Source organism: Saccharopolyspora sp. 7B (assembly GCF_020177435.1).
GTDB classification, from domain to species: domain Bacteria; phylum Actinomycetota; class Actinomycetes; order Mycobacteriales; family Pseudonocardiaceae; genus Saccharopolyspora_C; species Saccharopolyspora_C gregorii.
Genome location: NZ_JAIUKC010000004.1, coordinates 1 through 25,480 on the forward strand (window position 1 = coordinate 1; position 25,480 = coordinate 25,480).

The 25,480-nt window shown below is 72.4% G+C and carries 24 protein-coding genes; 13 read left to right on the top strand and 11 right to left on the bottom strand.

Features of this window, described 5'->3' with window-relative positions:
* A partial coding sequence (locus LCD33_RS29545) for an excalibur calcium-binding domain-containing protein (protein ID WP_224977424.1) occupies nucleotides 1-59 on the top strand: 59 nt, incomplete at its 5' end.
* Nucleotides 60-126: 67 nt separating this feature from the next.
* Here LCD33_RS29545 and LCD33_RS00900 read toward each other — a convergent pair.
* The 5 genes from LCD33_RS00900 to LCD33_RS00920 all read right to left on the bottom strand — a co-directional run bounded on the left by LCD33_RS00900 (nucleotide 127) and on the right by LCD33_RS00920 (nucleotide 4,361).
* Nucleotides 127-759, bottom strand: coding sequence for a hypothetical protein (locus tag LCD33_RS00900; protein ID WP_224966718.1), 633 nt, complete (start codon nucleotides 757-759; stop codon nucleotides 127-129).
* Nucleotides 756-1,103: a PadR family transcriptional regulator gene (locus tag LCD33_RS00905; RefSeq protein WP_224957780.1), complete on the bottom strand. Its 348-nt coding sequence runs from the start codon at nucleotides 1,101-1,103 to the stop codon at nucleotides 756-758. Before LCD33_RS00905 ends, LCD33_RS00900 begins: the two co-directional genes overlap by 4 nt.
* Nucleotides 1,104-1,230: 127 nt before the next feature.
* Complete coding sequence (locus tag LCD33_RS00910) at nucleotides 1,231-2,298, bottom strand: beta family protein (protein WP_224977410.1); 1,068 nt, start codon at nucleotides 2,296-2,298, stop codon at nucleotides 1,231-1,233.
* 219 nt (nucleotides 2,299-2,517) lie between these two features.
* Nucleotides 2,518-3,297: an isocitrate lyase/phosphoenolpyruvate mutase family protein gene (locus LCD33_RS00915; protein WP_224957784.1), complete on the bottom strand. Its 780-nt coding sequence runs from the start codon at nucleotides 3,295-3,297 to the stop codon at nucleotides 2,518-2,520.
* 287 nt (nucleotides 3,298-3,584) lie between these two features.
* On the bottom strand, nucleotides 3,585-4,361 hold the full coding sequence (locus LCD33_RS00920) for an E3 ubiquitin ligase family protein (RefSeq protein ID WP_224977411.1): 777 nt from the start codon (nucleotides 4,359-4,361) through the stop codon (nucleotides 3,585-3,587).
* 457 nt (nucleotides 4,362-4,818) lie between these two features.
* On the opposite strand from LCD33_RS00920, the gene LCD33_RS00925 reads away from it, so the two are divergent.
* The 5 genes from LCD33_RS00925 to LCD33_RS00945 all read left to right on the top strand — a co-directional run bounded on the left by LCD33_RS00925 (nucleotide 4,819) and on the right by LCD33_RS00945 (nucleotide 10,041).
* Nucleotides 4,819-5,826, top strand: a complete 1,008-nt coding sequence (locus LCD33_RS00925) for a sugar phosphate isomerase/epimerase (RefSeq protein ID WP_224977412.1) — start codon at nucleotides 4,819-4,821, stop codon at nucleotides 5,824-5,826.
* 436 nt (nucleotides 5,827-6,262) lie between these two features.
* The gene (locus LCD33_RS00930) at nucleotides 6,263-7,447 is read left to right on the top strand and encodes an ROK family protein (protein ID WP_224977413.1); all 1,185 of its coding nucleotides are present in this window, start codon (nucleotides 6,263-6,265) and stop codon (nucleotides 7,445-7,447) included.
* A gap of 89 nt (nucleotides 7,448-7,536) precedes the next feature.
* Nucleotides 7,537-8,685: a Gfo/Idh/MocA family protein gene (locus tag LCD33_RS00935; RefSeq protein WP_224977414.1), complete on the top strand. Its 1,149-nt coding sequence runs from the start codon at nucleotides 7,537-7,539 to the stop codon at nucleotides 8,683-8,685.
* Nucleotides 8,686-8,796: 111 nt separating this feature from the next.
* Entirely contained in the window at nucleotides 8,797-9,459 is a 663-nt protein-coding gene (locus tag LCD33_RS00940; RefSeq protein ID WP_224977415.1) for a sugar phosphate isomerase/epimerase, read from the top strand.
* Nucleotides 9,460-9,573: 114 nt separating this feature from the next.
* Nucleotides 9,574-10,041: a flavodoxin family protein gene (locus LCD33_RS00945; protein WP_224977416.1), complete on the top strand. Its 468-nt coding sequence runs from the start codon at nucleotides 9,574-9,576 to the stop codon at nucleotides 10,039-10,041.
* A gap of 21 nt (nucleotides 10,042-10,062) precedes the next feature.
* Here the strand turns inward: LCD33_RS00945 and LCD33_RS00950 are convergent, their stop codons facing one another.
* Both LCD33_RS00950 and LCD33_RS00955 read right to left on the bottom strand, forming a co-directional pair.
* Nucleotides 10,063-11,055, bottom strand: a complete 993-nt coding sequence (locus tag LCD33_RS00950) for an LLM class flavin-dependent oxidoreductase (protein ID WP_224957794.1) — start codon at nucleotides 11,053-11,055, stop codon at nucleotides 10,063-10,065.
* 43 nt (nucleotides 11,056-11,098) lie between these two features.
* Complete coding sequence (locus LCD33_RS00955) at nucleotides 11,099-11,611, bottom strand: DUF4190 domain-containing protein (RefSeq protein ID WP_224957796.1); 513 nt, start codon at nucleotides 11,609-11,611, stop codon at nucleotides 11,099-11,101.
* A gap of 560 nt (nucleotides 11,612-12,171) precedes the next feature.
* On the opposite strand from LCD33_RS00955, the gene LCD33_RS00960 reads away from it, so the two are divergent.
* Together LCD33_RS00960 and LCD33_RS00965 are read left to right on the top strand one after the other, a co-directional pair.
* Entirely contained in the window at nucleotides 12,172-13,527 is a 1,356-nt protein-coding gene (locus tag LCD33_RS00960; protein WP_224957798.1) for an SWIM zinc finger family protein, read from the top strand.
* Nucleotides 13,524-16,160 (top strand): DUF6493 family protein, encoded by a 2,637-nt coding sequence (locus LCD33_RS00965; RefSeq protein ID WP_224977417.1) that lies wholly within the window; start codon nucleotides 13,524-13,526, stop codon nucleotides 16,158-16,160. Before LCD33_RS00960 ends, LCD33_RS00965 begins: the two co-directional genes overlap by 4 nt.
* A 259-nt stretch (nucleotides 16,161-16,419) precedes the next feature.
* On the opposite strand, the gene LCD33_RS00970 is transcribed toward LCD33_RS00965, so the two are convergent.
* From LCD33_RS00970 to LCD33_RS00980, 3 genes are all read right to left on the bottom strand, one after another.
* The gene (locus tag LCD33_RS00970; protein WP_224957802.1) at nucleotides 16,420-17,310 is read right to left on the bottom strand and encodes a TIGR03619 family F420-dependent LLM class oxidoreductase; all 891 of its coding nucleotides are present in this window, start codon (nucleotides 17,308-17,310) and stop codon (nucleotides 16,420-16,422) included.
* Nucleotides 17,311-17,574: 264 nt separating this feature from the next.
* Nucleotides 17,575-19,110, bottom strand: a complete 1,536-nt coding sequence (locus tag LCD33_RS00975) for an FAD-dependent monooxygenase (protein WP_224977418.1) — start codon at nucleotides 19,108-19,110, stop codon at nucleotides 17,575-17,577.
* 64 nt (nucleotides 19,111-19,174) lie between these two features.
* Entirely contained in the window at nucleotides 19,175-19,792 is a 618-nt protein-coding gene (locus tag LCD33_RS00980; protein ID WP_224977419.1) for a TetR family transcriptional regulator, read from the bottom strand.
* Between the two features lie 166 nt (nucleotides 19,793-19,958).
* Here LCD33_RS00980 and LCD33_RS00985 point away from each other — a divergent pair, with 166 nt between their 5' ends.
* On the top strand, nucleotides 19,959-20,114 hold the full coding sequence (locus LCD33_RS00985) for a hypothetical protein (RefSeq protein WP_224977420.1): 156 nt from the start codon (nucleotides 19,959-19,961) through the stop codon (nucleotides 20,112-20,114).
* 337 nt (nucleotides 20,115-20,451) lie between these two features.
* Here LCD33_RS00985 and LCD33_RS00990 read toward each other — a convergent pair whose 3' ends face one another.
* On the bottom strand, nucleotides 20,452-21,051 hold the full coding sequence (locus LCD33_RS00990) for a TetR/AcrR family transcriptional regulator (protein ID WP_224977421.1): 600 nt from the start codon (nucleotides 21,049-21,051) through the stop codon (nucleotides 20,452-20,454).
* 133 nt (nucleotides 21,052-21,184) lie between these two features.
* Here LCD33_RS00990 and LCD33_RS00995 point away from each other — a divergent pair, with 133 nt between their 5' ends.
* From LCD33_RS00995 to LCD33_RS01010, 4 genes are read left to right on the top strand one after another with little or no spacing between them, the layout of a single operon-like run.
* A complete protein-coding gene (locus LCD33_RS00995) occupies nucleotides 21,185-22,429 on the top strand; it encodes an acyl-CoA dehydrogenase family protein (RefSeq protein WP_224977422.1) in 1,245 nt (414 codons plus the stop codon).
* Nucleotides 22,426-23,550 carry a selenide, water dikinase SelD gene (gene selD, locus LCD33_RS01000; protein WP_224957816.1) on the top strand — a complete coding sequence of 375 codons (1,125 nt, stop codon included), beginning with the start codon at nucleotides 22,426-22,428 and terminating at the stop codon, nucleotides 23,548-23,550. Before LCD33_RS00995 ends, selD begins: the two co-directional genes overlap by 4 nt.
* Complete coding sequence (locus LCD33_RS01005) at nucleotides 23,538-24,089, top strand: adenylyltransferase/cytidyltransferase family protein (RefSeq protein WP_224957817.1); 552 nt, start codon at nucleotides 23,538-23,540, stop codon at nucleotides 24,087-24,089. Before selD ends, LCD33_RS01005 begins: the two co-directional genes overlap by 13 nt.
* The gene (locus LCD33_RS01010; protein WP_224977423.1) at nucleotides 24,086-25,450 is read left to right on the top strand and encodes an alkaline phosphatase family protein; all 1,365 of its coding nucleotides are present in this window, start codon (nucleotides 24,086-24,088) and stop codon (nucleotides 25,448-25,450) included. Before LCD33_RS01005 ends, LCD33_RS01010 begins: the two co-directional genes overlap by 4 nt.
* Nucleotides 25,451-25,480: the final 30 nt, after the last annotated feature.

Here is a 25,480-nt window from a genome sequence, read left to right on the forward strand (position 1 = left end):
ACCCGGGCTACCGCCCGAAGCTCGACCGGGACGGCGACGGCATCGGCTGCGAGAACTGACCCATCGGTGCGGGGCGCCCCCCCCCCGGGGGGGGGGGGCCCGCCCCCGGGGCGGCAGGCATTCCCGTCAGCTCCGTGTCGCGAACCAGAGCTTGGCGAGGGCGACGACGACGAGGACCCCGATGACGCCCTGCACGACGAAGCTGATCACGTTGACCGCGAACAGCGGTCCGGTGGGCAGGTTGCAGAGTTCGGAGAGGACCAGGGCCGCGGGCCAGGAGGCGATCAGCAGCGCCTTCTGCCGCCGCGACCAGGAGCGGTTCACGGCCACGAGCACCGTGCCGCAGAGCCAGGCCGCGAACGAGAGCACGATGGCGGCGGCCGCGGTGGCGCCGTTGATCTCCCAGTCGGGGTCGGCGTCGAAGCCCGCGGACAGCGCCATGAGGCCGCCGATGAGGTAGGTGAGCGAGCAGGCGCCTGCCAGGGCGAGGCAGGCCAGCGCTGCGGCGAGCACGGAACCCTGCCGGGCGGATTGCGCGCGGCCGGGCTCGACACCCGCCTCCGCGGCGACCTGCTCGGGGGTGCCCATCCGCTCGATGGCGTCGTCGACGGTGGCCGCGTCCGCGTCCGGGCCGACGCTGGCGTCGAAGTGCTCGTGCACGCCGGCGATCACGTCGCGGCGGACGGAGGCGGGTGCGTCGCGCAACAGGTCGTTGAGCTCTTCCAGGTAGCTGTGCACGCGGGCGTGGGTCTTGGTCACGATCGTTGTTCTCCTGTCATGGCGGAATCGACGGCGTTGCGGAAGGTGGACCAGGTGCTGCGGAAGGTGGCCAGCGCCGTCCTGCCCTCCGCGGTGAGCGCGTAGTAGCGGCGCGGCGGGCCGGAGGTGGACTTCACCTGGCTGGTCTCCACGAGTCCCTGCCGCCGGAGGCGTGCGAGCAGCGGGTACAGCGTTCCCTCGCTCTGCAGCAGGATGTCGTGCTCGCCGAGCCTGCGCGCGATCTCCAGGCCGTACAGCGGTTCGACGTCGACCATCGCGAGGATGCAGTACTCCAGCACTCCGCGGCGCAAGTGGGTGAGCACGCCGCTCTCGTCTAGAACCATGCCACGCAAGGTACCGGCAAGATCGGCGGCGCGCAAAGCCACCCCCCGGTTCGGGCGCGGTGGTGCGGCGGTGTCCGATGGAGTCCACATCGGACACGTCGGTCCCGTGCGGACCCCCGGGCTCCCGCTACGCGGCGTGGGCGGCGAGGTAGGCGAGGTGGTGCGATGTGGCGAGCGCGGGCGGCTTGCTCGTCGCGCCGAGCCCGCTGCCCCGGCCCTCCGCCGCGTCGAGAATTTCCCGGTCGCCCCAGGAGAATTCGGGCCCCGCGTACCCGTCGGACTCGACGAGGTTCCGGCACACCGACCGGACGGTGCGCGCCCGCCCGCTCTCCGCCTCCACCGCGCCGTCCGCGACCGGTTCCCGCTCGCGCGAGTACAGCCAGTGGTCCGGGCAGGAGTACCGGAGGGCGACGTGCTTGCTGCGATACCCCTCGCCGATCACCGGGTGCGCGATGCCGTAGTCACCGAGCCGGAGGTCGGTGCGCCCGTCCTCGACCAGCCAGCGCCACAGCCGCTCCTCGACGCGCGGCTGCTCCCAGAGCGAGGTGCGGTCGAGCGACCGGGGGATGGAACCGCTCAGCACGCTGACCGATCGGAACGGCCCGCACCCGGTCGCGGCACCGACCGCGGCGGCGGCCCGATCGACGACCCGCGCGGGCAGCTCCGGCAGATAACCGAGATCGACGATGAGATCGAGGTCGGCGGGGACGACCCGCAGCCCGTCGTGCAGCCGCTCGACCACGTCCCGATCCGCCGCGGCCGTCCCGATCCGCAGCGCCCCGCCCGCCCCGAGCTCCTGGCAGAGGCGTCCGAGCACGGGGAGCTCGGCAGCGGTCGCGGTGCCGCGGACGACCGGGAGGAACGGAACCGGCACCTGCTCGTCGAAGAGGTCCACCGGATGCGCCAGCCGGTCGGCCAGTTCCCCGAGCGCGCCCACCGGGCCTGCCCCGAACCCGGGTGCGCCGGTCACTTCGGCGGCGTCGACCATGATCGTGCGGCCGAGCCCGCGCAGCCCCCGCGCCACCGCCTCCGCCCCGTCCAGCTGACCCGCCGGTGTCGATCCGTTCGGGATGAATTCGAGCAGCGGCTGCACGCGCTCGACGTGCGCCCGCTCGTCCACGGCGTGGAGCGCGGCGAACTCGCCCTGCTTCGCGCGGAGCACGACCAGCGCTTCGAACCCCCCGGAAGTGGACACCGGCCCTCCCGCCGCCGACCGCGAAGCCCCACAGCACCGCCAGCGTAGGCAGCTCGAGCACCGCGGAGCATCCGCCGCGAGCGTGACGTCCGGCGGTGCGGCGGAGCGGTGCGCTCAGCCCGGCATCACCGCGCACCCGGCGGCCGGGCACGCTCCGGGCTGGCAGGCGGTGCGGGTGCCGACCGCGCGGACACGGGAAAGGGCCGCGCACCCGAGGCGTCAGTTGAGCTTGCGGGTCCCCTCGGGGAGGCCGCCGCCGGCGTAGACATCCTCGGCCAGCTCGGCGAGTGCGGTGAGCGCCACGTTCTGGCTCCACGGCCCGTAGGACACCCGGGACACCCCGAGCCGCTGCGCGGTCTCCAGCGGCACCGAGCCGGGCACGCCGATGATGTTCACCTTCCGCTCGCCCAGTTCCGCGACGAGCCGGGAGATCTGGTCCTCGGTGAGCTTGCCGGGCGCGAAGAAGTTCGACGCGCCCGCGTCCAGGTAGGCCCGGCCCCGGGTGATCGCCTCGTCGAGCACCGCCTCCGGGTCCCGGTCGCCCGCCTTGAGGAACGCGTCGGTGCGCGCGTTGAGCACGAAGTCCACCCCGGCCGAGCGCGCGGCGGACACCGCGGCCTCCACGGCCCGCACCGCCTCGTCCAGCGGTTTCATCTGGTCTTCGAGGTTCGCGCCGACGGCGCCGACGTCGATGGCGCGGGCGATGGTGCCGCCCGGGTCGCCGTAGCCGGCCTCCAGGTCCGCGGTCACCGGCAGGTCCCCGGCGACGCGCACGATCAGTCCGACCTCGGCGATCATCTCGTCGCGCGGGATCCGCTCCCCGTCGGGGTAGCCGCGGGAGGCCGCGATGCCGTGGCTCGGGGTGGCCAGCGCCTTCGTGCCCGGGGTCTCGGCGACCACCTTCGCGGTGATCGCGTCCCACGCGTTGACGACGAGCAGCAGTTCGGGTGCCGCGTGCAGTTCTTGCAGCCGTGCGGCCTTCTCAACGGTCGATGTCATGTGAACTGCCTGCCTTCCGAACTCGTGTTGCGTAGCACTCGGGTGGCGGAACCTCAGCGGTTCCCCCGCTGCGGGATCGATGTCACCGGTGGCTCCGCCACAGGAGAAATCGCTGTCCTCGCGAGGGAACCGCTGAGGACCCGCGGGTGGTCCGGTTGATCGGGTGGTCGCTGCTCATCGGCTTCGCCGCTGACAGGAAACAGCCGAAGAACCCACCGAGCAGGTTCGACGACAGCAGTATGCCTTGCTCTGCGGTGCGCAGCCGCCGGCGCCGCGACCTGTGCGGATCAGCGGACCAGGTCGAAGATCGTGAGGGCGGCGCCCGCGACGAACGCGACGGGCACCCCGATGGCGAGCAGCCGGTGGCGCTTCGTGCGCTCCTCCCGCAGCTGCTGCTCGGTCTTCGCGGCGATGATGAAGTGCCCCTTCTCCTGCGGCTTCCCGAGGACCAGCGGGCCGATGGCGTCGTGCACCTCGCCGAGCGCGTAGAGCCGGGTGCCCGGGCGGATCAGCCATTCCTTGTAGCGCATGCCGATCGTGGAGCTCCGATTCCCGAAGCTGAACCCGCCCAGCTGGAACCCGAATCCGCCACCGCCTCCGTTGTGCGGTTCGAACCGCTCGACCGACTGCTCGACGCCCTCGGGCTTCGTCCCCGCCGGGGCGATCCCGATGGTCCGGCCCTGCTCGTCGATCAGCGCGTAGCCCTCCTCCGAGGTGTGCTCGGAGACCGTTTCGGTCTTGCGGACCCGCCTGGTCCGGCCGTCGCGCTGCTCGACCTGCTCGTAGATCCGTTCCACCTGGTAGCGGTACCAGACGCAGGGCGCTTCGCTGAGCGCGGCGGTGAGCAGGCCTTCGGGGCGGGGGTGGGCGGCGCCGACGACCTCGGCGGTCCTGCGGAACCCGCCCCGCGCGCCGAGCTCGTCGGAGATGCGGCGCAGCTCCTCCAGCTCGTCGATCGTGGAGGTCTCGGTGCCGATCATCGCGTGGAGCTCGCTGCGGGTGCGGCGCATCCAGAAGAACCCGGCGACCGCCAGGGCCACCACGACCAATCCCACCAGCCACATGTCCCGTTCCCGTCCTTCGCTCCCACCCTGCGGTCGGAGATCGTATTCGCCGCACCGCACCGGCGGGTGCGGATCGGAAGTTCTGCTGCGAGATCGGATTCTCGACGATCCCTTTCGGCGGTCCGGCACCGGTGCGGCGCCCGGTTCACCCGCTCACCACACGTGTTCGGCTGTGCACAGCCGGCGAAGCGCCGATGGGGCGGTGCTGGGACGTCAGGCGCCGGGTCCGGGACGTCGTCGAGGCGCGACCAGTCTCGCCCGGCGTCGCCGCTGCGCGGGGCTCCTGGTGGCGCGGGCCGCAACGACCCTGGTGTTCGTGCGGCGCCTGCTCCAAGATGGGCGTGTCCCGGGAGGTGGGGCGCCGTGCGCCCCCGGCGGTCCGATGTGGACTGTCGCGTCGCGGTGTTCGACGCCCCAGTGAGTGCTCCTTCCCCGCCGTCGAGCAAGGGAGATCACGATGCCGAGACCGGTCACGCTGTTCACCGGCCAGTGGGCCGACCTGCCGTTCGAGGAGGTGTGCCGGCTGGCCGCCGGATGGGGCTACGACGGGCTGGAGATCGCCTGTTCCGGGGACCACTTCGAGGTGGACCGGGCGTTGGCCGAGGACGACTACGTGCAGGGGAGGCTGGACCTGCTTGCCGCGCACGGGTTGGAGGTGTGGACGCTGTCGAACCACCTGGTGGGCCAGGCGGTGTGCGACCACCCGATCGACGAGCGGCACCGCGGCATCCTGCCGTCCCGGATCTGGGGCGACGGTGCACCGGAGGGCGTGCGGACCCGTGCGGCGGAGGAGTTGAAGGACACCGCGCGGGCGGCGGCGAAGCTCGGCGTGTCCACCGTGGTCGGGTTCACCGGCTCCTCCATCTGGCACACCGTGGCGATGTTCCCGCCGGTCCCGGCGGAGATGGTGGAGCGCGGCTACGCCGACTTCGCCGAGCGGTGGAACCCGATCCTGGACGTGTTCGACGAGGAGGGGGTGCGGTTCGCGCACGAGGTCCACCCGAGCGAGATCGCCTACGACTACTGGACGACGCGGCGCGCGCTGGAGGCGATCGGGCACCGCCCCGCGTTCGGGCTGAACTTCGACCCGAGTCACTTCCTGTGGCAGGACCTGGACCCGGTGACGTTCCTGTGGGACTTCCAGGACCGGATCTACCACGTGGACTGCAAGGAGTCGGTGAAGCAGTTCAACGGCCGCAACGGCCGGCTCGGCTCGCACCTGCCGTGGGCGGATCCGCGGCGCGGCTGGGACTTCGTCTCCACCGGGCACGGGGACGTGCCGTGGGAGCCGATCTTCCGGGGGCTCAACGCGATCGGCTACTCCGGGCCGATCTCGGTGGAGTGGGAGGACGCGGGCATGGACCGGATGCTGGGGGCCCCGGACGCGCTCGCGTTCGTCCGGAAGCTGGCGGCGATCGAGCCGCCCGCGGTCGCCTTCGACGCGGCGTTCAGCACCGAGGCGTAGGCGCGTCCGCGGAACTCCGGCGTCGCCGTCACCTCGCCGGCGGCGCCGTTCTCCGCTCCTGGGGCCCCGCGGAACTCGCGTCCGTTTTGCGCGGAATGGCGCGTTCGGCCCAGTCGGCGAGGGATCCTTCGGCGCTGCGGCGGCTCGGCGCGATGGCGGGTGGCCCGCTGGTCGGCGATCGGCGGTCCGGACCGGTGTTCCCGCAGCGCCCTTGCTGTTCCACTGTGGACTCGGCGAGGAGTTCCGGGAGAGATGGCGCGTTCTTCCCCCCGCATTCCGGATTCCCCGGGCAGCGCCCGAACGGACGCGGTCGGATGCGCCCGTCCGGGCAGCGAACATCCGGGGGACATCGCCGATTTCTCCTTGACCGCAGGAGAAAACGTTCGCCTACTCTGTGACGAACTTCGTACGCTCCGCGCAAGAAGTGGGGTAGTCGGTGCAACCGGAGAACGCACACCAAGCTCGCCTGCTGACCTCGTTGCGGTTCGGCGGCGCCCAAGCGGCGGCGGAACTGGCCGCGCAGGTGTCGCTGTCCCGCTCCAAGATCGGTCAGGAGCTGGCCCGGTTGCAGGAACTCGGATTCGTGGAACGCGCAGGCAAGGCCGCCTCGCGGGGCGGGCGGCGCTCCGGCCTGGTGCAGCTGTCCCGGCGGCTGCGCTTCGTCGGCATCGACATCGGCGCCACCTCGCTCGACGTCGGGGTCACCGACGGACTGCTGGACCTGGTCGCGCACACCAGCGAAGGCATCGAGATCAAGGACGGCCCGGACGCCGTGCTCGGCCGCGCCGTCGACGTGGTCGAGGAGATGCGCGCCGCCGGGCACCTGCCTGGCCTGCACGGCGTGGGCGTCGGGGTGCCCGGCCCGGTGAGCTTCCGGGACGGGTTCACCGTCTCCCCGCCGATCATGCCCGGGTGGGACCGCTACCCGGTGCGGGAGTACTTCGCGCAGCGGCTGGGCGTGCCGGCGCTGGTGGACAACGACGTGAACCTGATGGCGCTCGGCGAGATGTACCGCGGGCTGGGCCGTTCGGTGCCGGACTTCCTGTTCGTCAAGATCGGCACCGGGATCGGCTGCGGCATCATCACCGGGAACCGGGTGCTGCGCGGCAGCAACGGCAGCGCCGGGGACATCGGGCACATCGCGGTGCACGACACCGGGCCGGTGTGCGGCTGCGGGCGGACCGGGTGCCTGGAGGCGTGGTTCAGCGGCGCCTCCCTGTCCCGCGACGCCACCGCGCTGGCGCGCAGCGGCGAATCACCGGAGCTGCGGGAACTGCTCGCCGGTCGCGACGTGCTCACCGCGCACGATGTGGGAACCGCGATGCGCCACGGCGATCCGCTGGCGCTCGGCCTGGTGCGCGAGGGCGCGCGGCGGCTGGGCACGGTGCTGGCCGGGCTGGTGAACTTCGCGAACCCCGCGATGATCGTGGTCGGCGGGGGAGTGGCCGGGCTCGGCCACCCGCTGCTGGCGGAAGTGCGCAGCGAGCTCTACCGGCGATCCACGCCGCTGGCCACCAGCAGCCTGCCGATCGCGCTCTCCGAACTGGGCGGGACCGCCGGAGTCGTCGGCGCCGCCGGACTGATCAGCGACCACGTGCTCGGCGGCGCAGCCGCGCCGTGACCGGGGGACCCCGGCACACCGATCGGCGAGGAGCCGCCCGAGCTCCCGCAGCACCACCCTGGACGCGCTCCGCACGACAGGAGGACGGGATGAACGCACTCGGTGTCGCCCTGGTGGGCCACGCCTTCATGGGAGTGGTCCACTCGCAGGCGTGGCGGACCGTGGGACGGGTCTTCGACCTCCCGGTCCGGCCGGAGATGGTGGTGCTGTGCGGACGCCGCAAGGACGCCGTGCACCATGCCGCCGCCCGGCTCGGCTGGCGGGAGGACAGCGACGACTGGAAGTCCGCGCTGCTGCGCGACGACGTGCACGTCGTCGACATCTGCACCCCCGGCGACAGCCACGCCGAGATCGCGATGAGCGCCCTGGAAGCCGGCAAGCACGTGCTGTGCGAGAAGCCGCTGGCGAACTCGGTCGCCGAAGCGGTCGCGATGGCCGACGCCGCGGAACGCGCGCGGCAGCGGGGGATCCGGTCGATGGTCGGGTTCAACTACCGCCGGGTTCCCGCGCTGTCGCTGGCGAGGACGCTGGTCGCGCAGGGCAGGCTGGGTCGGATCAGGCACGTGCGCGCCCAGTACCTGCAGGACTGGCTGCTCGACCCGCAGGCCCCGCTGACCTGGCGGTTGCAGGCCGAACGCGCCGGATCCGGGGCGCTCGGCGATCTGGGCGCGCACCTGGTCGACCTCGCCCAGTTCCTGCTGGACGACGAGATCACCAGCGTCTGCGGCCTGGTCGACACCTTCGTGGCCGAACGGCCGCTGGGCGCGGGCACCGACCGCACCGGTCCGGTGACGGTGGACGACGCGACGATGTTCACCGCCCGCTTCGGCGGCGGCGCGCTCGGCACTTTCGAGGCGACCCGCTACGCCGCGGGGCGCAAGAACGGGTTGCGCGTCGAGATCAACGGCAGCGCGGGCAGCCTCGCGTTCGACTTCGAGTCGATGAACGAGTTGTCCTTCTACGACGCGACCGAGGACGCGGCCACCGCGGGGTTCCGCCGCATCCTGGCCACCGAGGCCGACCACCCGTACCTGCGCGCCTGGTACCCGCCGGGGCACGTGCTCGGCTACGAGCACACGTTCACCCACCAGCTGCGGGACTTCGTGACCGCCATCGGCGAGCGCACCAGCCCCAGCCCGGACTTCGCCGCCGGGCTGCGGGTGCAGCGGGTGCTCGACGCGGTGCAGCGCAGCGCCGCCGACCACAGCAGGTGGACACCGGTCGGAGGCGGCAGATGACCCGACCGCGGACGGACGACGTGCTGGTGATGTCCGGCATCGTCAAGGTGTTCCCGGGCGTGCGCGCCCTGGACGGGGTGGACCTGCGGGTGCACCCTGCTCGACGAGGACGTGCCGGGCACGCTGCGCCAGGTGGCCGAGCTCGGCTACCGCAGCGTCGAGACGGCGGGCACGCACGGCCGCACCGCCGCCGAGTTCCGCACCGTCCTCGACGACCTCGGGCTGCGCGCCACCTCCGGGCACGCCGACCTCGACGGCGGGGTGGACGCGCTGATCGAGGACGCCCGCGCGCTGGGAAACCGGCAGGTCGTCGTCCCGCACGCCGTGTTCGACACGGCCGACGGCTGGCGCGCGTTCGCCGACGAGCTCAACGAAGCGGGCCGGAAGTGCCGCGCCGCCGGGTTGCGGTTCGGCTACCACAACCACGACCACGAATTCGCGCCGGTGGACGGCGTCCTCCCGTACGACGTCTTGCGGGAGCGCACCGATCGCAGGTTCGTCCACTTCGAACTCGACCTGTACTGGGCGGTGCACGCGGGCCAGGACGTGCTCGCGCTGATCGACGCCGAACGCGACCGCATCCGCCAGCTGCACGTCAAGGACCGCGCCCCCGACGGCGAGATGGCCGACCCGGGCACCGGCACGCTGGACTTCCCGGCGATCTTCGCGCACGCCCGGTCCGCCTGCGAGTACATCGTCGAGCACGACCAGCCGACCGATCCGCTGCGCACCGCGGGCGTCGGCTTCGACTACCTCCGCGCCGTCCGCTGGTGACGCGGGCCGCCGGTGCCGCAGCCCGGCACCGGCGCCCGACCCGCCGTGGTGCGACGCACGCCGTCACACTTCCCGCGGCCACCACGTCCCCCTCTTGGAACGAGGAGGGACCGGATGGAGTCGAAGAACGTCATCGTGTGCACGTCGGTGTCGCACGGCGGCACCCGCCGGATCGCCGAGGCCATGGCCGGGGTGCTGGACGCCGAGGTCGTCCCGCCGCAGCGGGCCGATCCGGACTTGCTCGCCCGCGCCGACCTGGTCGGCTTCGGCTCCGGTGTCTTCCACGGGCGGATGCACACGGACCTGCTCGGTCTCGCGCGGGCGCTGCCGCGCGGGCGGGGGAGCGCTTTCGCGTTCGCCACCAGCGGGTTCCCCGAGTTCCCGCTGCTGCCGTTCACCCGGCCGCTGGCCCGGTCGCTCGCCGGCGCGGGGTTCGCGGTGCGCGGCACCTTCACCTGCCGGGCGTGGGATACCTGGGGGCCGTTCGGGCTCGTCGGCGGCCTGCACCGGCGGCGGCCGGACGAGCGGGACCTGGCCGCGGCCCGGGAGTTCGCCGGGCGGATGCGGCGGGCGGTGGGCTGACGAGGCGGGGAACCGGCTCGGTCACCGCGGCCGGGCCGGGTGCACCGCGTCGGCGAGGAGTTCGTAGGAGCGCCGCCGCCGCGCGTGGTCGTGCACCGGCGTGGTGATCATCAGCTCGGTGCTGCCGGTCCGCGCCGCGATGGCGAGCAGTTCCCGCCGGACTGTTCCTGGAGATCCGGCGACGAGGCCGGGGGAGCAGGACTCGACCTCCGCCCGGTCCAGCCCGGCCAGCTCCGCGGCGGCCCGCTCCGGGCTCGGTAGTAGGATGCGCCGACCGCGCCGGCGGCTGAGCGTCTTCCAGCGCGTCGACCCGGCGAGCCGCTCGGCCTCGGCGTCGCTCTCCGCGCAGATCACCGCCACGCTGACCAGCGTCACGGGCTCCGCCAGCTGCGCCGACGGCCGGAACGACTCCCGGTAGACCCGCGCGGCTTCCGGCACGCCCTCCGGATCGAGGTGGTGGGCGTGCGCGCACGGCAACCCGTGCTCGGCGGCCAACCGCGCCCCGGTGCCGGACGACCCCAGCAGCCAGATCTCCGGGCGGTTCCCGCGCGCGGGTACCGCCCGCGACTCCGGTTCGAAGCAGGCCAGCAGTTCGCCGAGCGCGGTGGCGTGGGCCGGTGCCGTCGTCGCCTCCGGGGGCCGCCGCAGCGCCGCGGCCATCGCGGGCGTGCCGCCGGGCGCCCGGCCGATCCCCAGGTCGATTCGGCCCGGGTGCAGGGCGGCGAGCATGCCCCACCGCTCGGCCACCAGCAGCGGCGGATGGTTCGGCAGCAGCACTCCGCCCGCGCCGACGCGCAGCCCGCTCGTGGCGGACGCGATGGCTCCCGCCAGCACCGCGGGCTCCGCGCACGCCACGCCGCGCATCCCGTGGTGCTCGGGAACCCAGTAGCGGTGGAACCCGGTCCGATCGGCGAGGCGGGCCAGGTCCAGCGTCCGGTGCAGCGCCTCCGCCGCCGAAGAACCCTCGACGATCGGCGAGGTGTCCAGCACCGACAACGTCAGATCGCACGCCACCCGCGGGATTCTCCCCGGTGGCCCGGGGAGCCCGCCCCGCGGATCAGCGCGGCACCTGCGTCATCAGGTCACCGACCTGCTGCTGCGCCGGGATGAACAGGTCCGGGTTCATCGCGCCCAGCACGAACGCGATCCCGGCCAGCACGCCCAGGACCAGTCCGATGATGGCCATGATGAGCCCCGCGGTGGCCACGCCCTTGCCGGTGCGCTCGCGCTGCATGCCGTCCTTGCGCCCGAGGATGCCGAGCACGATGCCGACGATCCCGAACACGATCGCCAGCGGCGCCAGCACTCCGGTCAGCCCGCAGAGCAGGGCCAGCAACCCGAGCACGAGGCCGAACACGGCCATCGGACTGGTCTTGGCCCTGGGCATCTCGGTGGGGGCGCCCGTCGTCCACGAAGTTCCCTGCTCGGGCTGCTGCCCGGTGTCGGTCTGCCGCGGGTCGACCTGGCTCGCCCCGGGGTGCTGCGCCTCGGCCTCCGAGGTGCCGGTCTGCCGCACCTGCCGCGGGTCGGTCTGCCGTTCCACGTCGTGCGAGTCGTACGAGTGCGCCATGGCGGTTCCTCTTTCCCCCGCGCGGATCTCCGGTGGAGGACCAGGCTCGCCGACACCGTCGCGGGCTGCGGACGCCGCTCGTGCCTCCTCGCGGTGCGGGCCGGAGCCCGTCCGCCTCCCCGGCGAGCACCTCGGGCGGTCTTCCCCCCGAGGCCTGGCCTCACCGTGCGGGTGCCCCGCCCACCAGGGCGGGCAAACCCCGCCCCCTCGGCCGTCCGGCGACCCGGCGCCGCGAGCACCGCCCGCTCCGGTTCCTCCCGCGGATCAGCGCCCGGGTGGATCACCGGGGCAGAACGTTCTCGGCGGGCGAAGGGGAAATGCCCGTGCCCGATCGTGCCGATTCGCGGGAGGACCGCATGCCGGGCGGTCGGAACGGGACGATCGCGCATTGCGCTGATCGGCTCAGCGCCACCGCGACTTTCGCCGGAATCGTCGGCACACGAACTGGTGCGCACCCGTTCGACCTGCGGTTCGAGCAGCGCGGATGCTCGTTCGAAGGCGTCGGTCACGGTTCTGCGTTCCGCGGGGGAATCGTCGTAGACCCTTCGTAGGGTTCGCGCATGACAGCAGTCCAGACGTATTCCTACGTGCGGCCGTCGGCCGTGCGCGGATCCGGTTCCGGCCGGGCGCTCGCGCTGGAGACCTCCGGCGGTTCCACGCCGAGCGGGGACGTCGCCAACCCGGTGTTCTTCCGCGGTTTCCTGACGGCGCCGCTCGCCGCCGCGGCAGGCGTGCTGGCGGTCGCGGAGGTGGCGCAGGCCCGCTACGTCCGGCAGGACGCCGCGCGGTCCCGGGACCCGGTGGTGACCGCGAACGGGGACCGGTTGCGGGTGGAGTCCTTCTCCGGCTGCGGCGGCGTGTACGCGCGCCTCGACGTGCTGGCTCCGGGGCTCGACGGCGACGAGATCGGGCACGGCACCACGAACGTCGACGTCAACCCGCCGTTGCAGCGGGCGCTCGCCACGCTCGGCGGTCTGGACCCGCTGCACCTGGCGATCGGCCCGGACGAGCTGGCGGTGCGCACCTTCGACGGCCGGTTCGTGGAGAAGCGGGTCCCGCTGCCCGAGCGCTGGTTGCGCGGTTTCGCCGAAGCCCAGGTGCTCGGCGCGGGTTTCGAGCTGCGTGCCGAGGTGCCCGCGGCGGAAGCGGCGGCCCTGCTGCGGATGCTGCCCCGGCCGAACCCGTCCGCCGGCGTCCGCGGCACGCGGTGGGTGCTGCCGGTGGGCGGCGCGCTGCGGCCCGTCACCCGGCCGGCGCCGGGCGCGATCCCGCTGCCCGGTCCGGAGCGGTTGCACGCGGTGCGGCACGTGCTGCCGCACGCCGTCGCGTTGCGCGCGTACTCCCCGGCGGCCGAGGAGAGCACCGCGGTGGCCTGGGAGGTGGAGCTGCCGCACCTGCGGCTCACCCTGATGCTCTCGCCGGAACCCGGGCGCGGGTTCTCCGGCGAAGGCGGCGTGCTCGACGATCTCGCGACGGGCAGCGCCGAGGCCGACGCCGACCTGATCTCCGCGCTGCTGGCGTGGGAGCCGACGATCGACGTGCCCGAACTGGCCCGGCAGGCGGACCTGCCGCCGGAACGGGTGCGCGCCGCGCTGACCGTGCTCGGCACCTCCGGGCAGGTCGGCTACGACCTCGCCGAGCAGGCGTACTTCCACCGCTGCCTGCCGTTCTCGGCGGGTGCCGTCGAGACCCGCAACCCCCGGCTGCGGCGGGCGCGGGCGCTGATCGCCGAGGGCTTGGTCCGGCGCGACCGCGAGATCTTCCAGGTGGGCACGCCCGCCCGGGCCCAGCTGGTCCGAGCGGACGGCGCGGGGGCGCTGAGCTGCACCTGCCCGTGGTGGGCGAGGTACCGCGGCGGACGGGGGCCGTGCGCGCACGTGCTCGCCACCCGCATGTTCCAGGAGGTCGCGAAGTGACGTTGCTCGAACTGGTGGAGGCGGCCGACTGCGACGGGGTGATCGAGGCCCTGCCCGGGCTGCCGCCCGAGGAGCGCGACGCCGAATGCGGCGAACGGCTGTTCGCGGCGCGACGCGCGCGGTCGGACGAGTGGACGTTCGCGCAGGAGTGGGCCTGGCTCGCGGCGACGCTGGGCTGCGCGATCAGCCCGGCGGAGGCCGCGGAGCAGCTCATCAGGTTCCGCGGCACCGCAACCGACCGGAGCGGGCAGCTCAGCGGTGCCGTCGACGTGCACCCGGTCGCCTGGCGGATCGAACTGGTGGCACGGATCCGGGACGCCGTGCCCGACGAGGGGTACTCGTGCTGTTTCCGGCTCGTCGAGCACATCGCCCGCGGAACCGGGGCGCCGATGCCGGACCGCGACGTGTTCCTCCGCGCGTGGCTGTTCAACCACTTCGGGCACTACCGGCACGTCGGCAGCTCCCGCTTCGACCCGGCGGACGTCGAGCGGCTGCGCGCGGACCCGCTCACCCCGGTGTTCCTGCCCCTGGCCCTGGAACGGCCCGGAGTGCCGGTGCGGTCCTGGCTGCTGCCGTTCGTCCAGCTCGCCGAGGACGGACTGCTGGAGCGGCGGGCGCTGCTGCGGCGGGTCGTGGCGGAGGTGCGGCAGGACGGCGAGGTTCCCTTCGGCCACGCGCAGGAGTGGGAGCTGCTCGCCCCCACCCGGGAGGAGCGGGCCGAACTGGCCGACGACCTCGCCGCGATCGTCGAGGCCCAGCTGACCCGCCTGCACCAGGACGGCACCCGGAAGACCACCGAGCCGACGCGGGACTACCTGCGCGTGCTGCTCGCCGATCCCGCGGACAACGTCCGGTACGTCCGGGACCACCTCGCGTTGCTGGACAAGTCGTTGCCGGTGGCCGCGCTCGCCCAGGAACAGCTGGTCGAGGTCGACCGGGTGGAACCGCTGGAACCGGAGCTCGTCTCCGACGCGTCCGCGCGGATCCTGCTGCGGGAGGAGAAGAAGCTGGTCCGCACCCAGCTGTCCTGGCTCGACCGGCTGGCGAAGGGCGATCCCGCCCGCGCGCACCGCGTGGTGCTCGACGCCGCGCTCGCCTTCGACAACCGGGACGTGGTGCTGCAGGAGCGCGCGCTCCACGTGATCGCCCGGCACCTGCGGTCCGCGGGGGACGACGTGCTGCCCCGGCTGCGCACCTCGGCCGCGCGGCTGCACGCGAGCCTCGCACCGCGTGCCGCGGAAGTCCTCGGCAGCGAGGAAGCGGGCGGCACCTGCGTCGAGGCGCTTCCGCCCGCCCCGCGACCGGAACCGGTACCGGGACCGATCGAGACGGTGGTCGAAGTCGCGCAGGAGGTGGCGGTGGCCATCGCCGACGACTGGGAACCGATCGGTTTCGAGCGCGCCCTCGACGGCGTGGTCCGCCACGCCGCCCTCGACCGGGCCGGACTCACCGAGGCGCTGCGCCCGGTCGCCCGCAAGGAACCGCGTGGGCTCTTCGGGCAGGGGCCGTACCTGTTCGACGTCGTGCGGACGCTGCGCGGTGACGAGCCGCGGGAGTTCGCCCTCACCGGTGCGATCTGGAACCGATACCGGAGGGACGAGGCCGTGCTGTCCCCGCCGGAGTCCATGTTGGACGCGCGGATGCTGGAGGTGCTGCGCATCGTCGAGTCCGGCTCGCAGCCGTTCCTGCTCGCCACGCCCACGTGGTCCACGGGCGCCCTCGACGCGGACGTGCTGGTGGAGCGGATCGCGGCGTTCGAGGAGCTCGGGGTGGTGGCGGCCGAGCACGACTTCGCCCAAGCGCTGCTGCGGGTCGACCCGGCCCCCGGCGAGCGGGTCGTGCGCACCGCCGAGGCGTTGCGCTCCGAACCGGGGCGGCGACTCGCGCGGTGGCTGCGCGGCGGCGGCCTGCCGCACCAGGACTCCACCCCCGCCGGCTGGGCGGAACCGGCCGCGCACCGCGACGCGTTGTGCCGCCCGGCGCACCCCGGCCCGGGGATCGAGCTGCCGCTGCCGCCCGCGGCCGCAGACCTGGTCGGCGACGCGCAGCGGGAGCGGGTGCGCTGCGGGCTGGACCCCTTCTGGCTCGCACAGCTGCCGCACCACCGCGACGAGGTCGTGGCCCGCGACATCAACACCGCGTTCGTGCGGGGGTGGGGCAACGAGCGGTTCCTGCCGCACCTCGCCGCCGCGGGCGGCCCGGCGGGCTTCGCCGTGCACCGCCTGCTGGCCGGCGAGATCGGCAGCTGCCGTCCTGCCCTGCGCGACCTCGTGCTCGACTCGTTCCTGGTGCTGGCCGCCCGCGGGCAGCTGGACACCGGACTGCTCGGCGAGCAGCTCGGGGCGATGTTGAGCGGAGGCAGGATGAAGGTGAGCGACGTGCACGCCACGCTCCAGGCCGCGGCCGACACCGGTGCCTACCGCACCACCTGGTGCGTGCTCGCCGCGGCGCTGCCCGGCCTGCTCGGCGGCGACATCCCCCGCGATTCGGCACGCCTGCTCGCGCTCGCCACCGAATGCGCCGCGCGCTGCGGCGCCACGGGCGAGATCCCGGCCGTCGCGGAGGTCGCCGCCCGCAAGGGGTCCACCCAGCTGGTGAAGAGCGCCCGCGCCCTGCGGGACGCGCTGGCCTAGCACCGCGTTCTTCGGCGGGCCGGCCTCCGGGACCCGCCGAAGAACGCGGCACCGCCTCCGGCGATGCCCGGTGCAGGATGTTCCTCGCCCAGCCCGGGTGCGCACCGCAAGGCAGCGGAGATCGCCGTTGATCACCCGCCGTGACGAGCGTGGCCTGCCGAGCGAACCCGGTGCACGACCGACGGCGGCCCGGCCCCGCGAGTCGTCCGGCGTGGGCCCAAGTCCGCGGCCCGGGACCCACTCGCCGACCCGGGCGTGGTCAGTCGAGGATGTGCGCGGCGAGCGCGTCGAGCATCCGGTGGTCCGCCTCCTGCGAGCGCATCTCGTCCGGGGTGCCGGGGTAGGTGTCGAACAGGACGTGCGTCGCGCCGAGCTCCGCGAGCCCGCCGAGGTCCCGGCGAACCTGGTCCAGCGTGCCCTGCCCGGCCAGGCGCGTGTCGTCGTCCAGCGCGGAATCGGTGAGCAGCAGGGGAAGCCGCGGCGCGAAGCCGGGCGCCGCGCGACCGGCGTCCTCGGCGGCGCGCAGCAGCGCGGGCACGCCCTCGTCGCGCAGCCACGCGACCCGCTGGTTGAACGGGTGCCACGCGTCGCCGAACCGCACCGCCCGGCGGATCGCCGCGTGCCCGTTGCCGCCCACCCACAACGGGGGACGGCGGGTCGGGAGCGGGCCGGTGGACACCTCGTCGAAGGACGCGAACTCACCGTGGAACGACAGCGTCTCCTCGGTCCACGCCCGCGTCAGGACCTCCAGGTACTCGTCGGTCATCCGGCCGCGGCGCTCGAAGGGCAGCCCCAGCGCCTCGAACTCCTGGCGCGCCCAGCCGATCCCGGCCCCGAACAGGAACCGCCCGCCGCTGAACCGGTCGATGTTGGCGGTGACGCGGGCGGTGTGCAGCGGGTGGCGGTACGGCACGATCGCGACCGTCGTGCCGAGCTCGATCCGCTCGGTCTGCCCGGCGAGCCAGGCGAGCGTGGTGAACGGGTCGTAGAACGGCGCCGGGTACGGTCCGGCCGCGTCCGGCGTGACCGCGACGTGGTCGGAGATCATCGCGAAGCCGAACCCGCGATCCTCCGCGTACCGGGTCCAGCCCAGCAGCGTCGACGGATCCGTGCCCGGCCCGAAGTTCAGCACGTTGACGCCGAATCGCACCCGTGGCTCCTCGTCCTCGTGGACCTCCTGCGTCCCCAAGGCTGTCTTCCCCGCGCGATTCCGTCCAGCAGCCGCCCGGCCGATGTGCGGTGGCCGGGTGGCTCGTGCGCCACCCGGACCCCCTCCGGGTCGGTCGCGGCGTCCCCAGGCCCTGAATCAGCTGGGTGAGACCCGAATCCGCTGCCCGCCCACCCGGCGTCGCGCTGGAAGATCCCGCACGGACGAGGAGGGGGCCGGGTCCGAGGAATTCCTCCCGGAGCGTGGTCACGCACCTGCTGTGGCGGGGCCGAACCACTTGGTCAGGGCCTCGCGGAGGGATCGGGCGTCCGGTCGGGCGTCGTTCGACGCCCAGGCCGTGTAGCCGTCCGGGCGGAGGAGCATCGCGGTGGTCGAGGTGTCGGCGCGACCGGTGACGACCTGCACCCGGTCCCGCCAGCCGGACAGCGCGTCGACGAGCGAGCCGGTCGTGTCCAGCAGGAGCGGCCGGGCATCCGCGGTCAGCTCCGCCAGCCGGACGGATCCGCCGGCGGTGTCGAGCCGCAGGTCCGGCGCCCACCGGCCGACCAGCGGGTGCTCGGCGTCAATGCCCATCTCGTAGCGGACGTCCGCGCCGGACATCAGGTCCGCGATGTGCTGCACGTTGCGCGGCTCGTGGAGGAGTTCGCCGAACAGCTCCCGCAGCGCGCCGATCTCGTCGCCGGGGGAGAGCAGCGCGGACTGGGCCAGGGTGTGCATGACGACCCGCCGGGCCACCGTTCGCCGTTCGGTCTCGTAGCTGTCCAGCAACCCGGGCGGGGCCCAGCCGTGCAGTTCGGCGGTGAGCTTCCAGCCGAGGTTCACGGCGTCCTGCAGCCCGAGGTTCAGCCCGGGGCCGCCGATCGCCGAGTGCACGTGGGCCGCGTCGCCGACCAGCAGCACCCGGCGGTCCCGGAACCGGTCGGCCAGCCGGGTGTTGCCGCTGGCCAACCGGCGCAGCTGGTGCGGGCCGTCGCCCTCGGGCGGGCCGAGCGGCAGGTCGGCACCGAGCACGCGGCTCGCGCTCGCGTGCAGCTCGTCCACCGTCATCGGCTGGTCGGTGGGGCCCGCCGACCATTCCATCGTGGACACCAGCGGTGCTCCCCCGGGGAACGGGGCGTAGGCGAGCACGCCGCGCTCGGTGCGGTGGTGGATGAACGGTGGTACGAAGCCGTGCCCGGGCACGTTCAGGCCGAGCGTCGTCGGGTCCACCAGCGACGGCGGGACGGTGACGTGTGCCAGGCGGGAGACCACGTCGTCCTTGGTGGCTCCGGGGAATCCGATGCCGGAGAGCTTGCGCGTCTGGCTGCGCCCACCGTCCGCGCCGACCAGGTAGCGGGCGCGCAACCGGTGCGGTCCGTCCGGTCCGACGACGTCGACGGCGACGAAATCGGTGTCCTGGGCCAGCCCGACGAGTTCGTGCCCGCGACGGATCTCCGCGCCGAGTTCGAGGGCGCGCTCCTCCAGCACCTGCTCGATCCGGCGTTGCGGCACGCCCAGCGCGTACATCGGGTTGTCGTCGAGAACCTCCAGTTCGAGCCGCATCGCGCCGAACGCGAAGGCGGGGATCGGTTGCGGCGGACCGGAATTCCCGTTGAGACGCTCGTACAGGCCCCGGCGGTCGAGCATCCGCACCACCTGGCCGACCAGTCCGTTGGCGCGGTGTTCCGCCGTCCGCCCCGGCAGGCGTTCGAGCACCAGCGGCCGGATCCCGGCCAAGCTCAACTCGCAGGCCAGCATCAACCCGTTCGGCCCGGCGCCTGCGATGACGACATCGGTGGTCACGGATTTCTCCTTGCTTCCGGAGGAGAACGACGCGTGGGACCGCGTCGTCCGGTGGTGGTCGGGACTACGGCACGGGCAATCCCGCGGCGAGCTGCCGCAGCGCGTCGCGCAGCACCGGTGCCATCGGAGTGGGCTCGGCGGCCCTCAGCCAGTGCTCGGTGGCGACCGCGATCGCAGCCCCCACCGCTCCGGCCACCAGCCGCGGATGCAGGTCGCGGGCCGGATCGGTGCCGGTGCGCTCGGCGACGGCGGCGGCGAGCTCGGCCTCAGCCGCGGCGTTGGCCTTCATGAACTCGCCCTGCAGCGCTGGTTCCGAGACCATCAAGCGCACGCCGTCGAGCCACTGCTGCTCCGGTTCGCGCTCGCCGGCGCCCTGCCCCAGCGCGAACCGGGCCAACGCGGCGTTGGTGATGGCCGTCCACAACGGCTCGGACGCGGGCCGCGCCCGCAGCTCCACCGCGATCTGGCGGGCCCGCTCCAGGTGCCGCGCGGCGATCGCCTCGCCCTTGCCGGCGAAGTAGTTGTTGAAGGTGCGCGGGGAGACACCGACCTCGGCGGCGATGTCCTCCACCCGCACGTTCTCCAGCCCGCGCTCCACCGCGAGCCGGATGGCCGCCCAGTTCAGCGCGAGCCGCGTCTCCTGCTTCTTGCGCTCGCGCAGTCCGATCCGCTCACCGTCCACGCCACCCACCCTACCGCCAACTTGCGCGTCACGCAAAAATGCGCAACCAGAAAAAATGACCTGCCCTGTCTTGTCCCGTTACGACGTGCCGGAACCGTGCTCGACGCGGTGCGGGAATCTTCGGAGACGCAGAGAGCGCACGACACGAGCCGAGGCCACCGCTGGGTTGCGGCGCATCCGCCACGAGGGTCAACGGCAGCTCACCCGAGACGGGATCCACCAACTCGGCACCCGGATCGGTGATCCACACGAACTGCTCCGCAACGCGGACAACGACGACAAGACCGACCTCTACGGCAACCTCGGCCTCCGCCTCACCTAACATCCCCACAACGACGAAGTCCGGGTCGAGATGACTCTCGACCCGGACTCGTTGGGGCATTGGTGCGTGTCCGAGGGGGACTTGTGCACTAACCACACGGCTCCTGCTTCCCGAGAAAGGTTGAAGCAGAAGGCGTCAATTCCAGATTGGGCACCGGTTGGGGCCCTGGTTACGGAACGCTGCGCGGTGTCGACTTCGAGTCCATCATCGACTTCGCCCGGCTCGGATGAGGATCTCGCCAGCGTGCCGCGATTCTCGGTAGCGCTGTGTGGAGAAGCGGCCCTGCGTGCGGGTCATCGCACCAGAGGGGTGACCGTGTTCGCCTGTGTCGGGAGCCTTACTCGGTTCTGGAGACCGTGTCCTGGTCGACCTGTTCGGTGAGATAGCTCTGCATCAGTTCGCGGGCGTCGAGCCGGAAGAGGTTGAGACGGCGGGTGTGGCGCAGCAGCAGCAGGCCGGACGCGTGTGCGAACGCTTCTGCAGTCAGGCGGGTGGCCACCTCTGTTCCGAACAGCTCTGCTGCGGCGCTGCGGGCCGGTTCGAGGGTGGCGAGCAGCGCCGCGTTGAGCTCGCGATTGGTCTCCTCGTCGGAGAGTCCGTGTGGTGCCATGCCACCGGAGAACAGGTAGAACCCCATGTCGAGGTCGCGGGGGTTCTCGTCGTAGAAGTCGAAGAAGGCCAACGCGGCGGCGACGTAGCGGGACGCTGCGGTGGCGACATGGGACGCTGCGGTTTCGGTCGCGCTCTGCAGCCGCCTGAGTGATTCGTTCAGCGCCGCTGCGTAAATGTGCTCCTTGCTCGGGAAGTAACCGTAGATCGCCCCCGGGGTGTAGCCGGCCTCTTTGGCGATCGCTCGCATGCTGGCTTCACGCAGCCCGTCACGAGCGAAAACGCGCAGCGCTCCCTCGAGTATCAGCGCTCGCTTGGTCTCGCTCACCGCATCGAGTCGCTCCGCGCGGGCACCCTCAGCCATGTCCTTCGCCCTTCCTTCGTGTTGACGGTGACGCTACACTCTGAACATCGTTCAATCGAATGAACAGCGTTTAGTCGCCGAGAGGGAGAGCCAACTCATGACTGCCGTCACCGCCATCGGTGCCAGCGAGCGAGTCGCTGACTACCACGACCGCTTCCAGACCTTCCTCGACCAGGAGGTCGCCCCGATCGAAAAGGAGCTGGCACAGCAGGGCGCTGGCACGGCCAGCCAGCCACAGTTCGACGAGCAGGGACGGATGCATCCGGCGGTGTGGGAGGCGCGGCGGCAAGTCCAGCGCCGCGCGGGTGCGCTCGGCCTCTACACGCCGCACAACTCGGTCTCTGCTGGTGGCAGGGGTTTCACCCGGGTTGAGATGCACCACGTCGAGGAGTTCGTCTACCACCGATCCGGTCTCGGGCTCGGCCTGGCCGCGCTGGCCTGGACCGAGGGGCCGAACCCGGCGATCGAACACTGCTCGCCGACCATGCGGGAGCAGTATCTGCAGCCGCTGATCGAGGGGGAGATCACGGCGGCGTTCTGCAACACCGAGCCCAGCGTCGGCTCCGATGTTCTGGCGATGTCGACCCACGCGACCCGCGACGGTGACGACTGGATCATCAACGGCAAGAAGGCGTGGATCACCAACTCGCACTTCGCCGACGTCCTGCAGGTCGTGGCCGTCACTGAGCCCGGTGCTCGGACTCGGTCGCTGTCGATGTTCCTGGTCGACGCCAACGCGCCTGGGGTGACCCGGGGGCGTGATCTGCCGACGATGATGGCGGACGGGTTGACCGGCACGCTGGAGTTCAGCGACGTGCGGGTTCCGGCCGAGAACGTCGTCGGCGAGATCGGCGACGGTTTCGCACTGGCGATGTCGTGGATCAACTGGCGCCGGCTCTGCCGCGGTGGCATGTGCGCCGGCTGGGGTGCCTGGTTGCTCGAACGGGCCCTGGACTACACCCAGGAGCGCACCTCGGGTGGCGAGCCGATCGCCGCGCAGCAGGCGGTGCAGCACATGTTGGCGAACATGGATGCCGATATCTACCAGGCCCGCGCCACGTCTCTGGTGGCGCAGGCCGAGCTCGATGAGCTGGGCCCGTTCGCCATGCCGATGCACTCCGATGCTCCCCGGTTGATCAGCCTGGTCAAGGTGATCAACGACGAGGCGTTCTTCCGCGTCGCCGACACCGCGGTGCAGGTGCGCGGCGCGATGGGTCTCATGCAGGACTCGCCGGAGGAAAAGCTGTTCCGGGTCGCGCGCAACCTCCGCATCCCGGCCGGAACGTCTGAGATCCAGCGCAACGGGATTGCGCGAGGCCTGTTGAAGAGGCGAGCTGCATGACGACCGTGACGACCCCGCTCACGCAGTACTCGCCGGGCGGGGGGTGTGCCTGCAAGATGCCGCAGAGCCTGCTCAACGACGTGCTCGCGTCGCTGAATGCGGGCGACTGCGCGGGCAGTGGCCGCGCCAGTCCTGCTGGTGCGGCCCTGAGGGTCGGGTTGTCGCCGGCGGATGACGCGGCCGTTTTTGACGTGCCTGGGCTTGAAGGCCGTTCCTTGGTGGTGACCACCGATTTCCTGACTCCGATGGTGGATGATCCCTACGATTGGGGACGCATCGCGGCCACCAATGCCCTGTCGGACGTCTACGCGATGGGTGGGCGCCCGCTGTTGGCGCTGAACCTGCTCGCGTGGCCGGAGAACCTCGACCGCGCACTGCTCGCGGAGGTCTTGCGGGGAGGTGCGGGCGCGGTCGCTGAGGCTGGCGCGGTGCTGGCCGGCGGGCACAGCATCGTTGACCCGGCCCCCAAGTACGGGCTGGCCGTCGTGGGCGAGGTCGACGAGAACTCCATCCTGCGCAAGGGCGGGGGTCATGCTGGCGACCTGCTCGTGTTGACCAAGCGGCTCGGCGCCGGGGTCATCGGGACGGCGGTGAAACGGGGACAGGCACCGGACGCGGCCGTCAGCCAAGCGGTCGCCACGATGAGCCGCTCCAACGCCTCCGCGGCCGGGGTGGCCACGACCGCGGGACTGCGCGGCGGCACCGATGTCACGGGCTACGGCCTCATCGGCCACCTGCATGAGATGGCGCTCGCGGCCGGCCTCGAGGCCCGAATCCGGCCGGAGACCGTCCCGCTGCTGCCCTCGGTGGCTGAGCTCGTGCGGCAGGGGTGCGCGCCGGATGGCAGCCGTCGCACTCTCACCGACGCGCTCGCCGCGGGCTGGTTCGACCCCGCCACCGCCGATGAAACCACGCAGCTGCTGCTGGCGGATGCCCAAACATCCGGCGGTCTGCTGCTGTGCGTCCCCCCGGCTGCCGCGAGCTCGACGATTGCGGCCTTGCACGGGCGCGGTGATGCGGAGGCAGCCGTGGTCGGTGAACTCGTCGCCGGACGCCATGGCCACGTTGCGATCGAGACGCAACCAGGCACTGGGGGAGGGGAGTGCCGATGGACCGTTTGAGTTGCGTGACCGGCCGGTTCCAACCGGTGCATGAACAGCACTTGGATCTTTTCGAGATCGCGCTGCGTGATGCCGACCATCTCATCATCGCGATCACCAACCCTGATCCTGTTGCGCGGCAGGAGGAATCGACGTCGGCACACCGGCACCTGGCCGAGGCCAACCCCTTCACCTACTTCGAGCGCGCCCGGCTCCTGCACGCGGCGTTAGCAGACCGGGGCTGGGTGGAGAGGACGACCATCGTGCCGTTCGATCTCACCCGGCCGGAGTGCTGGCCGCACTACGTCCCGCTGCGTGCCCGGCAGGTGGTGCGCGCCTACAGCGACTGGGAGCGCCACAAGGCGGGGCTGCTGGCTGACGCCGGGTATTGGCTCACGGTGCTTGACGGCGATCCGACCGCCAAGATCTCCGCCACCGACATCCGCGCACACCTGGAGGACAAGACGGCGACGTGGACGGGCTTGGTGCCCGCCTCCATCGTTCTGCCCCTGACCGAGCTGCTGAAAGACCGGTCAGCAGCACGTACTGGAGGTCGATGATGACGCCGCCTGGATACGGCGAAACCCAGCCCCGGCTGGAGGACGACCGGTTGCCGATCGTGCTGGTCATCTTCGACGGGCTGGGCGATCGTCCCATCCCCGAACTCGGTGGCCGCACTCCCGCCGAGGCGGCCCACACCCCGCATCTCGATGCCCTGGCCCGTGACGGCGCTTCCGGCTGGCACCTGCCTTTCGGATGGGGACGAGCACCAGCCTCCGAACTGGCCCACTGGGCGATGTTCGGCTACTCCACGGTGCCCTTCCCCGGTCGCGCCGTGCTGGAAGCGCTCGGCGCCGGACTCGACGTCGCCCGCGACTGCGCGGCCACGCACGCGGCGCTGCGCACCTCGCGCCGCGACGGCGACCGCCTGTGGATCGCCGGACGGGCCCGCGTCGACGACGACGCCGACATCGCCGCCCTGTTGACCGGCCTCGGGCCGGTGCTCGCCGAGCACGGGATGAGCCTGCAACGCCACGGTACGACCGGCGAAGCGCTGCTGACCGCCCCCGCTCACGGGTGTGCGCAGGTGACCGACTCGGATCCGCTGTTCGAGAACTTCCACCCCTGGATGCAGCCAATCCCGACCAGCGTGACCGGTTCGGCCTTCGCCGAAGCACTCACCGCGGCACTGCAAGCAGCACACCGCTACCTGCGCGCCAGCGACATCAACACCGCCCGGCAACTCCGCGGGCTGCCCGCGCTGGACGTGCTCACCACCAAGTGGTCCGGCCGCTATGGCGACATTCCCTCATTCGTCGAGCAGGTCGGCGTCGCCGGCGCCGCGGTCACCAGCACCCGCCTGTACCGCGGGATCGCCACAGCCCTGGACATGGCCTCGGTGCACCTGCCCCCGGTCGACGACCCGGTTCGTGACATCGCAGCACGACTCGAGGCCGCAGAGGACCTCATCGCCTCCGGTGCCCGTTTCGTGCACGTCCACACCAAGGCCACCGACGAAGCCGGCCACACCAAGCAACCCCACGCCAAACGCGACGTCCTCGAAGCACTCGACCGGGGCCTGACCGGCCTGGCCAGCCTCGCCGACAGGGCGATCGTCGCAGTGACCGGGGATCACGCCACGCCCTCCACCCACGGGGTGATGCACACAGCCGACCCCACACCTTTGCTCGTGGCCGGCCCGACGGTAAGGCCCGACACCGTGACCGAATGGGGAGAACTGCCTGCCCGTGACGGGTGGTGGGGCAACGTCCGAGCCGAGGAATTGCTGCCCCTGCTGTTGGGGCAGGCCAACCGGCCGGTCTTCCTCGGCCACCGCATCACCACCCACCCGGTGATCGCACTCGCCGATACACCACGACCGATGCCGGTCACCGAAGACGTCATGACCGGCCGAAGCTGACCTGGGTGGCCAACCCGACTCCAGGTCCCG

Coding starts and splice junctions, on each gene's coding strand:
- LCD33_RS00905 (WP_224957780.1), bottom strand. CDS start 1,103: ATGGTTCTAGACGAGAGCGGCGTGCTCACCCACTTGCGCCGCGGAGTG.
- LCD33_RS00915 (WP_224957784.1), bottom strand. CDS start 3,297: ATGACATCGACCGTTGAGAAGGCCGCACGGCTGCAAGAACTGCACGCG.
- LCD33_RS00920 (WP_224977411.1), bottom strand. CDS start 4,361: ATGTGGCTGGTGGGATTGGTCGTGGTGGCCCTGGCGGTCGCCGGGTTC.
- LCD33_RS00925 (WP_224977412.1), top strand. CDS start 4,819: ATGCCGAGACCGGTCACGCTGTTCACCGGCCAGTGGGCCGACCTGCCG.
- LCD33_RS00935 (WP_224977414.1), top strand. CDS start 7,537: ATGAACGCACTCGGTGTCGCCCTGGTGGGCCACGCCTTCATGGGAGTG.
- LCD33_RS00945 (WP_224977416.1), top strand. CDS start 9,574: ATGGAGTCGAAGAACGTCATCGTGTGCACGTCGGTGTCGCACGGCGGC.
- LCD33_RS00955 (WP_224957796.1), bottom strand. CDS start 11,611: ATGGCGCACTCGTACGACTCGCACGACGTGGAACGGCAGACCGACCCG.
- LCD33_RS00960 (WP_224957798.1), top strand. CDS start 12,172: ATGACAGCAGTCCAGACGTATTCCTACGTGCGGCCGTCGGCCGTGCGC.
- LCD33_RS00995 (WP_224977422.1), top strand. CDS start 21,185: ATGACTGCCGTCACCGCCATCGGTGCCAGCGAGCGAGTCGCTGACTAC.
- selD (WP_224957816.1), top strand. CDS start 22,426: ATGACGACCGTGACGACCCCGCTCACGCAGTACTCGCCGGGCGGGGGG.
- LCD33_RS01005 (WP_224957817.1), top strand. CDS start 23,538: ATGGACCGTTTGAGTTGCGTGACCGGCCGGTTCCAACCGGTGCATGAA.
- LCD33_RS01010 (WP_224977423.1), top strand. CDS start 24,086: ATGATGACGCCGCCTGGATACGGCGAAACCCAGCCCCGGCTGGAGGAC.